Consider the following 10,515-nt stretch of genomic DNA (forward strand, 5'->3'; position numbering starts at 1 on the left):
TTAATAACGCCATCACTGGTCCCGCGGGGGGCGCGGGCCCGCCCTCCCACGTGCTGGGGCCCCCCCCGCCCAAAACCCGGGGGGGGGGGGGGCGCCCACGCCGACGTCACCGCAATGCCACGCCATTTTGCAGAACTTGACGCACAGAACTGCAGATTGGCTCGAGGAGGCGCGCGAAACTGGGCGCGTTTGCCGCGACCTTTCTCTAACTTGGCATCGGGATAGGTGACCCAGGAGAGTAGAGCTTCGGACAGCGTCGGTGCTGCTACGGAACCCGTCAGCGAGCCAAAAACAACGGCAGTAACGGCTTCCTAACTATCCATCTCGTCACGCCGCCGAAGAGCCGCTCGCGCAGCCGGCGGCTGCCGTAAGCGCCCATGACTATCATGTCGGCAGACGTGTCGATTGCGTGCTGCGCGAGCACCATAGCCACCGGTTTGCCGGCGCTCGCCAGCCGGTCAACCGACACCCGAGCACCGTGCCGAGTGAGATAGGCAGCGATGTCGGCGCCCGGCTCGGCGCCGTTTCCGGTGCAGGTCGCCTCCGGATCGACTAGTGCGACACGAACTTCCTCAGCACCGGCTAGCAGATCCAGCGCTTCCCGAACCGAACGAGACGCCTCGACTCGCGAATCCCAGCCGACCAGCACGCGCCGTGGCGACAGAGTCGCCTCAGCGCCCTCCGGCACGACAAGCACCGGCTTTCCGGTATCGAACAGGCTGCCGTTGACAACAAGGGGTCCGAGGTTAATATCGTTGAGAAGTGCGGGTCCGACGATTGTCAGGTCGTTGCAGAGCGCCCGCTGTCGGACCGCGTCACCGACGCTGGCCTGATCGCAGTTGGCAATATCGACATCATAGCACCGCCACGTGGCTCTCAGCAGTTTGTGAATTTCCCTGGATATCTTTTCCAGCTTGGCTACGTCCTGTGAAAATCTCTCGATCTGCCTAAACCGTTTGTCCAGTCTGGCGATGGCCTGTGCGCGTTGTCCAGGCCACTCGGGGATGCCATCGCCGAGCAGCGGAGACGGCATAATGAGCGGCGGAGGCGACATCACCAGTACGGAAAGATACGCGCCGACTTCGGCACACAAGCTGGCAGCTGTTCTGACATCCTGATCGGAGTGGTCAGCTCCCGTCACAATGAGTACGCTTCTGAAAGCCATTTGACTGCTTCTTTCTGAATATGTCGTACCTGCCGGCGCGTTTCGAAGCCGCAAGACTTGCCCTCAGCACCGCGGAAATGCGGAGTGGCACCACATCGGTTATCTATTCAGCCGTCCGGCCACTCGAGCGAGTAGCCGGCCGACCTGACGGTACGAATGACGCTGGAGGGGGAGGCCGCCTTCAGCGCCTTTCTGAGCCGGCTGATATGGACATCCACGGTGCGTACACCGACATGGATATTGGGCGGCCAGGCCGCGCTGATCAGCTCGTCTCTGGTGAAGACCTTGCCGGGAGTCTCAAGCAAAAGCCGCAGCAGGTTGAACTCGATCGGCCCAAGGTGGACTTCGTGGCCATTACCCCGAACCCGGTGGGCATCGAGCCTTATCTCAAGGTCGCCACAGGAGATCCAGCCGCCGTTTTCGATCCCGTTCGAACCCGGCTTTGGCAGCGCCAGCTTCATCCGTAGACAGTCAAGCAGCTTGGCCGGCGCGAAGGGCCGCACAAAGCTCTCGTCAATGCCTGCCTTCCAGAGATCGAGGTGCTGGTTCTCGGCGCCGGGCGCGATCAGGGCAATAACGGGCAGGCCGCCGGTCCGGGGCTCCCCCTTGAGCCGGGCGCAGATTGTGGAGCCTGTCGCGCTTGTTGGCTGGCAGTCCAGCACCACGGCCTTCGGCGCCCGTTCACTGGCCAATGCAAGCGCCTCCTCCACGCCGCCGGCCAGTTGAATCGTGAAGCCATCCACCTCCAGAATGTGGCTGTGGACCAGATAGAACTCCGGATCCTGCGAACAGATCAGGACCAGTGGCTTCATCAGCGCTGCCCCAAGAACCACATCGGCCTCGATTGAGAGGGCTGGCCATCGCATGTCCTCAAGGCCTGACACGATCCCGTTGATCGAAAATCGGTTCCATCACGCCCGCGCCACCTCGGGATGAGCCTCAATGGCTGCGGTCGCATCGCCGGCCAGTTTGGTACCGGCCGCGGCGAGTTTCCGGAACGTCTCGAAGCCGAACCGGTGGACGTCGCGCAGGGTCTTCGACAGAACGACCAACCGCCCGGCCGTGAAAAGCACGCGCCCGAAGCCCTCATGGCTCATCTCCATCATCGGCGATGCCATCAGGCCGGAGCGCTCCTCGATCGCAAGCCCGACGGCGGTGTAAAAGATCTCGAGCCTCCACAGTACGTCCGGATCGGGATCCCCGATGATCGGGATCGCACGGCGCTGTTCCCTGGTGATGATGAAGTCGCCCAGCAGCTCGGCGTCCGATTTGCCTTCCCAAGACCCGTGGGAATCATGAGCCCGGACCAGCCGCACGAGACATTTGACGAACGGAGTGGCAAGGGCCGCCTCGTCTTCGGCGACAGCAGGGGTAACCACGGCGTCAGACATTTCGCCCACTCCTCATTTCAGTCCTCGTCCTCGAAGGACGGTTTCTGTTCGGCGACACCTGCCTGCGCCAGCACCTTGCGCAACCAAGGGGGAGGACACGTCCTGAGCATCATCTGCGTGCGCAAAAGCACCTCTTGGATGGTTTGGGGGTGCGGCACTTTGATCGGATGAATTTTTGCCGATACAACTTTGGCTGCCGAAGGCCCCCCGATAGCCAGACAAAACAGGAGATGACAGCCCTTCAGCGCCTCCACCTTCGGGGTGATGCGGTCGTCGCCCTCAGTCCGATGCTTCCCGCTCTCGTCGGAAACGTCATCGAAGGCCACGGCTTCCACGAGATTCCACTCCTCGCGCATCACGTCGTAGACAGCAAAGCGCCTGGCCGACCCGAAATGGGCGTTGAGGTTCTTCATATCCTGCGTGGCGATCGCCACGCGCAATGCGCCGGCTTGGCGTTCCGGCGTCGGTGCGTGAACCTCGTCAGTGACGAGCGAGAGGCGACGAACGGAGCTCATCTGGGATTTCTCGCTTACGGAGTGGATCAAGGGCCTCGGGCGTCGGCGCATGCCGGTTGGCTTCAAAAATGTTGGCGACCTCGAAGATCAGGTCGCGGGTCCCCTGATAGAGGATTGTGAGCTTGTGCTGGTTGCCGAGCCGGTCGAAGATCGGGAAGCCGACCCGCATGAGCGGAATGCCGAGACGCTGCGCCGCCTGGCGGCCGTGGGAATGGGTGACGAGAAGATCAGCGCCGGCGCCAAGAGCTTCCAAATCGCCGAGATCGCCGATTTGAACCGACTGCGCCGGTACTTCTTCCAAAATTTTCGACATATCGGTCGTGGTGACCGCCGCCGCGATTTCGGAGCCCATTCCGATGAAGAAGCTCGCGAGCTGGTAGAGTTGGTCTGGTTCAGCAGCGATCGCAATTTTCTTGCCTCCAAAGTGGAAATGTCCGTCGAGCAACGCGTCCTGCAACTGCGCCCGGCGACGGCGCACCCCAGCCGGCGCCGCCGCGCCCGAAACCGCGGACAGCAGCGAGACGAACCCGTCGGCGTCCTTCAATCCAGTCAGCGACCGGAACAGCACGTAAGGCACGCCGGTCAACCTCTGAAGCAGCTCGGCCGGGCGGCGCATATGCTCACCGATGACGACGCATTGCTCGGCCGTGCCAAGCTCGCGGATATCCTCGACGCTGGTGCCGCCGTAGGTGGTCGTGATCCAGCGGTCGGGCACCGTACCGTCGAGCGAGCCGGAGACGTCCGGCAGAATCACCGGCTTAAGTCCAAAGCTTTCAATCATCTCACGCAAATGCTCGATATCAGCCACAGTGAGGTTCCAGCCAGGCAGGATCACGATCTTCTTCGATTGCCGCGCCTGCTCGCCGGGCCGCGTAATCCTTTCGATCATCGCGGTGACAGCCTTGGCCCAGCCCTCTTCGATCGCGCCGTCGAAATCCGGTGTGTTGGCTAGCACCACCTCCGTACCCGCGAGTTCTTCCGTGCGCTTCAGCCTGATATTGGCGATATCTCCTGCACAGTCTTCGCCCCGGGTTTCCACCAGCGCCGTCGTGCAGACCCCGATCAGCGTTGGCTTTGTGCGGGCCTTGAGGTTGAGGATCGCCTCTTCCAGATGGTCTGCCCCGCCGAGGATCGTCGCCACCTCGTCCATCGCCGTTGTCTGCAAGGGAATGGCTTCCTTGAAATGCCGCACGAAGAGCACGAGGGCGAAGCTGGTGCAGCCCTGGCTGCCGTGGAACAACGGCATCGCGCCGTCGACCCCAAGGAAAGCGAAGGCGGCGCCGAGCGGCTGCGACGACTTCAGCGGATTGACCACCGCCGCTTTGGTCTGGGGAAGGATGCGGACCATCGCTTCCTCAACACTCGCCGAAATCGTCGGCTGTCGTGCCGGCGAATTCCTGGACAACATGCAAGGTCGCGGTCGCGCTTTTCGTGCGCGGCAGTTCCTCCCTCACCGCAGGCTGGCAATCCCATGGTGCCGGCTCCCGCACCTGGCACCAGATCGGGTTATGAATAGCGAGGTCGATCTGGCGTACGAGTTCCACCATGCCGTCATAGCCGGCGTAAGGGTGTTGGCGCTCCTGGTTGATATCGAGCCAGGGTGTCTTGGCCTTCAGCGCGATGAATTGCGTGCGCCCGCCCGACAGCAGGATGTCGGCCTTGTGTTCTGAGAGCATGGCGTAAAGCTCGCGCGCTGCCATCTGCTCGAATATGTGGTTGTCGTCCTTGAGGATCTGCTTGATGCGCTCCTTGTCTTCGACTGTGGATTTCTTGACCGAGGTGCCGACGATCTCGATGCCGATCTCCATCAGCGCATGGACGACCGACCAGGACTTCACACCGCCGGTGTTGAGCAGCACGCGCTTGCCTTCGAGCTTCGGCCGGTAGGCCGCGAGCTTCTTCCAAACGATCGCCTCCTCCTCTGCAATCAATGCCTCGGTTCGGCCGAGGATCTCCGGATCGGCACCCTTCTTCACGAGCAGCTGAGAAATCTGTCGGAGCGCTTCCGAGGTGTCGGTGATGCCGTAGAAGGAGCCCTCGAAAAACGGGATGTCCCAGCGCTGCTCCATCTTGCGGGCGAGATTGATGAGCGCGGTCGAGCACACCATCATAGCCGCCCGGGCGCGGTGCGCGCAGGCAATGTCGAAGTAACGCGCGTCGCCCGGAATGCAGGCGCGCACCCGGATGCCGAGCCGATCCAGCAGCGGCTTCACCAGCCAGAATTCGCCCGAGAGGTTGAATTCGCCAAGGATATTGATGTCGTAAAGGCCGGCATCGTCGGGCTCCACCGTGCCGATGACATGCTCGAGCAACGCCTCCCCGGCAAGCTTGTTGCCGAGATTCTTGGAGCCGACGAAGCCCGGCGCATTGACCGGCACCACCGGTAGGCCGAACTTTTCCGCCGCGTGCTTGCAGACGGCCTCGATGTCGTCGCCGATCAGCGCCGTAACACAGGTCGGATAGACGAAGATCGCCGGCGGCCCATACGCTTCCTTGATCTCGCGGATCGCTTTGAAAAGCTTCCGCTCGCCCTGCCCCATCACAACGTCGAGTTCGGTGAGGTCGGTCGTGAAGCTCGTGCGCCACAGCGTTGGCCCGGACGAAGCCGCACCGCGGTTGTCCCAGGAATTGCCCTCGCAGCCGAGCGGCGCATGGATCAGGTGCGCGACGTCGGTGATCGGCTGCAGCACGATCTTGGCGCCATCGAAGGCACAGCCGCCGGCGGCTGCCCCGGGGGTCAGCGGCTTGGAACAGCCCTCCTTGCGCGCCTTGGCATCCTTGCCGCGGTTCTTCTCGCAGGCAGGCTCGTTGAAGACATCGTGGATTTTGGCACTGAGCGAGGACATTGCGTCGGTCTCCAAAGTCCAACGAGAAGAAGACCGGCCAAAAGCCGGCCGCCACTCTTAGCGGGTGAGGTCATACGAATAGTCGGTCACGCCCGTCTCGCTTGTCTCGCGATCGAGCTTGTCGAAGATCTTGTCGAGGATCGTCGTCAGTACGCGCAACCCGCCTTGGTAGCCCATGAGCGCAAAGCGATGGTGATGGTGGCGGTCGAAGATCGGAAACGCCAGCCGGATCAGCGGCGTGCCCGTGTCGCGCTCCAGATACTTGCCATAGGAGTTGCCGATCAGCAGGTCCACCGGCTCGGTGAAGAGCAGCGATCGCATCGCCCAGAGGTCCTTGCCCGCCCAGACTTGAGCATCCTTGCCGAAGGGCGAGGATGCAAGCAGTTCCTTCAAGTCCGCTTCCCAGGCCGAGGTGCCGTTGGTGGCGAGGCAATGGGTCGGCTCGCCGCCCGTCTCCATGATGAAGCGGGCCATGGCGTAGACAAAGTCCGGATCACCGTAGATGGCGTATTTCTTACCGTGCAGCCAGGATTGGCTGTCCGCCATGGCGTCAACAAGTCGGCCGCGCTCCAGGCGGATTGTCTCGGGGATTTGCTTGCCGGAAATCGCGGAGACCTCCATCAGGAAGTCGTCGGTCGCTTGGACTCCGATCGGGTAATGGAACGAGGCAGTCGCCTGCCCTACCCCCTCGCAATACTCCAGTGTTTTTCGGGTGTTGTAATGCTGTAGCGAAAGTGTCGCCTCGGCGTTGAGTGCCTTCCTCACGTCTTCGATCTTCGTGCCGCCGTCGTACATGCGGTATTCGCCGTCCGACGGCGTGTCGAACTGGTCAGAGGCGTCTTGGATGAAGGTATAGGACACTCCTATCAGATCGAGCAGGCGCTTGAGCTCCCGGTTGTTGCCAACGCAAAAGCCGTCGAAACCCGGAATGATGTTGATGGTTGCCTCGGCTTCCGTTCGCTCCTCGCCTTTCCAGAAGTGCTCCAAAATGCCCTTGACCGTTACGTCATAGCCGTCGACATGACTACCGACGAAGGCCGGCGTGTGGGCGAAGGGCACGTCGAAGTCGCGCGGGACCGAGCCTTGGTCCTTGGCGTTCTCGATGAAGCTGTGCAGGTCGTCGCCAATGACCTCGGCCATACAAGTGGTCGAGACCGCGATCATCTTCGGGTCGTAGAGTTGGTACGTGTTGGCGAGCCCGTCGACCATGTTCTTCAGGCCGCCGAACACTGCCGCGTCCTCGGTCATCGAGGAGGAAACTGCCGAAGCAGGCTCCTTGAAATGGCGCGACAGGTGCGATCGGTAATAGGCTACGCAGCCCTGGCTGCCATGAACGAAGGACATGGTTCGCTCGAAGCCAGCAGCCGCGAACACCGCGCCGAGCGGCTGGCACGCCTTGGCGGGGTTCACGACAAGCGCTTCGCGAGCGAGGTTCTTTTCGCGGTATTCCCACGTCTTGGTGAATTCGCGTTGGTCGGTAACGATCTGGTCCGGGTGCGGACATTCGAAATTCAGCCTCTTCTCGGCGAGCATCTGCCTGTATTCCGGCTCGCGGAACAGGGGCGCGTGGTCGAGAACTTTTTCAGCCGACTGCGGCATGGGTGGTTACCTCTTTTCCACCTGGCCCGCCATACGGCGGCACAGGGACGTCGAAACGTTTCTGGTCTCCCGCGGGCAAAGGGCCACAGGCGTTAAACGGCCTCCCGGCTTCCGGGAGGCCAGGTTTTCATTCGGCTGCGATCGCCGCCGACGGCTCGGCTTTTTTCTTCCAGGGAGCGTCGTAGAGGCCCCAGACCGGGTTGTTGATGGCCAGATCCATGTCGCGGGCGAAGATGGCGAAGCCGTCGTAGCCGTGATACGGGCCGGAATAATCCCAGGAATGCATTTGACGGAACGGTATGCCCATCTTCTGGACCGGGTACTTTTCTTTGATGCCGGAGCCAACGAGATCAGGACGGATCCCCTCGATGAACTTCTCCAGCTCGTAACCAGTCACGTCGTCATAGATCAGCGTGCCCTTCTTCACGTAATGGCCGGTACGCTGATAGTCGTCGTTATGGCCAAATTCATAGCCAGTGCCGACGATCACCATGCCCAGATCCTCATATGCCGTGACGACGTGACGGGGGCGCAGCCCGCCGACATAGAGCATCACCGTCCTGCCTTCGAGGCGCGGCCGGTACTTGGCGATGACCGCATCGACCAGGGGCCGGTATTTGGCGATGACCGCCTCGGCCTTGGCCTCGATTTCCGGCCCGAAGTGCTTGGCTATCTTGCGCAGAGAGGCTTCAGTCTGGGAGGGGCCGAAGAAATTGTACTCCATCCAGGCGATGCCATACTTTTCCTCCATATGCCGGCAGATGTAGTTCATCGACCTGTAGCAATGGATGAGATTGAGCTTGGCCTTCGGCGCTCGCTCTATTTCGGCCAGCGTAGCGTCGCCCGACCAGTTGCCGACCACGCGCAGGCCCATCTCCTCGAGCAGGATGCGCGAAGCCCAGGCGTCGCCGCCGATATTGTAGTCGCCGATCACATTGACATCGTACGGGCCGGCCTCGAACTCCACGTCCTTTTTCGCGAACACCCAGTCGCGGATCGCGTCGTTGGCGATGTGGTGGCCGAGCGATTGCGAGACGCCGCGGAAGCCCTCGCAGCGTACCGGCACAATCGTCTTTTCGTGCTCCTTGGCCTTGTTGCGGGACACCGCTTCGGTGTCGTCGCCAATCAGGCCGATCGGGCATTCGGATTGCACACTCATGCCCTTGTTCAGCGGAAACAGTTCCTCGATCTCGTCGATGATCCGTTCCAGCTTCTTGTCGCCGCCGAACACAATGTCCTTCTCCTGGAAATCGGAGGTGAACTGCATCGTAACGAACGTGTCGATGCCCGTCGTGCCGACGTAGTAGTTGCGGCGTTGAGACCAGGAATATTGCCCGCAGCCGACCGGGCCGTGCGAGATATGTACCATATCCTTGACTGGACCCCACACCACGCCTTTCGAGCCGGCATAGGCACAGCCGCGAATCGTCATCACTCCGGGAATGGACTTGATGTTCGATTTGACCTCGCATTCGGAAAGGACCTCGCTTTCCTCGCCAGCCTCGTCGCCGCTCTTTGCGACGCTGAGGTGCTTTTTGCGGCGCTTCGCCGCCTTGTCAGGATATTGCGACAGCACCTCCTCGATAAGCTTCGCATGGAGGGCGCCGTCATTCTCGTATTCCAGGCTCATGGGACCCCTTTCAAGGTTCAGGGTGACGCCTCACCAACGAGGCGCCGTTCTTTGAAAGGCGCGCCAGGTCAAGGCCGCGCCTCGTTCGGCAGCGGTCGCTACTGTGCGGCCGCCTTGGCCGCTTCCTTGACCTGAAGTTCGGCAAGCATCTGCTCGTCAGTCTTCATGATGCCGAAGTCGAGCAGCATGTCCTCGAGCTCCTCCATGGTGATCGGGGTTGGGATGGTGCCCTGGCCCGAATTGGCATGGATCTTCTCGGCCAGCGCCCTGTATTCCCCGGCCTGCTTGGAGTCCGGCGCATACTGGATCACAGACATCTTCCTGAGCTCGGCGTGCTGGACGATGTTGTCGCGCGGCACGAAGTGGATAAGCTTGGAATTGAGCCTGGAGGCCAGCGCTTCGGCGAGGTCGAGCTCGCGATCGGTTTGGCGCTCGTTGCAAATCAGGCCGCCGAGCCGCACGCCGCCCGAGTGGGCGTATTTCAGGATGCCTTTGGCGATGTTGTTGGCGGCATAGAGCGCCATCATCTCGCCGGACATGACGATATAGATTTCCTGGGCCTTGTTCTCGCGGATCGGCATCGCGAAACCGCCGCACACCACATCCCCGAGCACGTCGTAGGAGACATAGTCGACGTCGTCGTAGGCACCGTTCTCCTCGAGGAAGTTGATCGAGGTGATCACGCCGCGGCCGGCGCAGCCGACACCCGGCTCAGGGCCGCCCGACTCCACGCATTTGATGCCTTTGTAGCCGACCTTGAGCACGTCCGCGAGTTCCAGGTCTTCCACCGAACCTTCCTCTGCCGCGAGGTGCAGGACCGTATCCTGCGCCTTCGCGTTCAGGATCAGGCGGGTGGAGTCGGCTTTGGGGTCGCAGCCGACGATGAGGATTCTCTGCCCGAGGTCGACAAGGGCGGCGAGCGTATTTTGGGAGGTGGTGGACTTGCCGATGCCGCCCTTGCCGTAAAAGGCGATCTGACGCAAACCTGACATGTAGCTTTCCTTCCTTCGTTCCATTCATCGCGGCTGCCGCGACATGAATGCCGGTCGGGCAGCTGTCGCCGCCTCGCACCCAAGGTTCTCAAGACTCGTGCCAATTTGGCTGATCGAACCGAAGAATAATTTCATGGTTGCTTTTCAGGGATTTAGCTTGGGGCCAAAGAAAGGGTGTCGGAACAAGCCGTGTAGCGGACCCGACAATGGCGACACAAAGCGTCGGATCGCGATCCTCAGTCACCGCATTCGTTCGGGCGGCATCGGCCTGCTGGTCTCGTGGCGAACCGTCATGCGGCAACAGCCGATGGCTTTACACGCCCGCCGTTCGCTCATCCCGAAGCCTTCCTTCAGGCGAGCGACAGCTTTCCGCTTGG

Annotated in this window: 10 protein-coding genes; 1 reads left to right on the plus strand and 9 read right to left on the minus strand. The window is 61.6% G+C overall.

The features are described 5' to 3' along the window. Positions 1-277: 277 nt before the first annotated feature. The 9 genes from NKJ08_RS36870 to nifH form a co-directional block, all read right to left on the minus strand. Entirely contained in the window at positions 278-1,165 is an 888-nt protein-coding gene (locus NKJ08_RS36870) for a universal stress protein (protein ID WP_352786130.1), read from the minus strand. Between the two features lie 107 nt (positions 1,166-1,272). Beyond that, positions 1,273-2,049 carry a response regulator transcription factor gene (locus NKJ08_RS36875; RefSeq protein WP_352739315.1) on the minus strand — a complete coding sequence of 259 codons (777 nt, stop codon included), beginning with the start codon at positions 2,047-2,049 and terminating at the stop codon, positions 1,273-1,275. A gap of 27 nt (positions 2,050-2,076) precedes the next feature. Further along, positions 2,077-2,556 (minus strand): NifX-associated nitrogen fixation protein, encoded by a 480-nt coding sequence (locus tag NKJ08_RS36880; protein WP_352786132.1) that lies wholly within the window; start codon positions 2,554-2,556, stop codon positions 2,077-2,079. Between the two features lie 17 nt (positions 2,557-2,573). Beyond that, positions 2,574-3,071, minus strand: coding sequence for a nitrogen fixation protein NifX (gene nifX, locus NKJ08_RS36885; RefSeq protein WP_352786134.1), 498 nt, complete (start codon positions 3,069-3,071; stop codon positions 2,574-2,576). Then, the gene (nifN, locus tag NKJ08_RS36890; RefSeq protein ID WP_352786135.1) at positions 3,037-4,419 is read right to left on the minus strand and encodes a nitrogenase iron-molybdenum cofactor biosynthesis protein NifN; all 1,383 of its coding nucleotides are present in this window, start codon (positions 4,417-4,419) and stop codon (positions 3,037-3,039) included. Before nifN ends, nifX begins: the two co-directional genes overlap by 35 nt. Positions 4,420-4,426: 7 nt before the next feature. After that, positions 4,427-5,917, minus strand: a complete 1,491-nt coding sequence (nifE, locus tag NKJ08_RS36895) for a nitrogenase iron-molybdenum cofactor biosynthesis protein NifE (protein ID WP_352786137.1) — start codon at positions 5,915-5,917, stop codon at positions 4,427-4,429. 57 nt (positions 5,918-5,974) lie between these two features. Continuing rightward, the gene (gene nifK / locus NKJ08_RS36900; RefSeq protein ID WP_352786139.1) at positions 5,975-7,516 is read right to left on the minus strand and encodes a nitrogenase molybdenum-iron protein subunit beta; all 1,542 of its coding nucleotides are present in this window, start codon (positions 7,514-7,516) and stop codon (positions 5,975-5,977) included. A 127-nt stretch (positions 7,517-7,643) separates the two neighbouring features. Next, entirely contained in the window at positions 7,644-9,146 is a 1,503-nt protein-coding gene (nifD, locus tag NKJ08_RS36905; RefSeq protein WP_352786141.1) for a nitrogenase molybdenum-iron protein alpha chain, read from the minus strand. A 98-nt stretch (positions 9,147-9,244) separates the two neighbouring features. Continuing rightward, on the minus strand, positions 9,245-10,138 hold the full coding sequence (gene nifH / locus NKJ08_RS36910) for a nitrogenase iron protein (RefSeq protein WP_023801970.1): 894 nt from the start codon (positions 10,136-10,138) through the stop codon (positions 9,245-9,247). Between the two features lie 133 nt (positions 10,139-10,271). Between nifH and NKJ08_RS36915 the strand changes: the two genes are divergently transcribed. After that, positions 10,272-10,515 (plus strand): hypothetical protein (locus NKJ08_RS36915; protein WP_352786142.1); only part of this gene is annotated, 244 nt, incomplete at its 3' end.

Origin of the sequence: Mesorhizobium sp. M0244, assembly GCF_040321795.1 — a bacterium.
GTDB lineage: Bacteria > Pseudomonadota > Alphaproteobacteria > Rhizobiales > Rhizobiaceae > Mesorhizobium.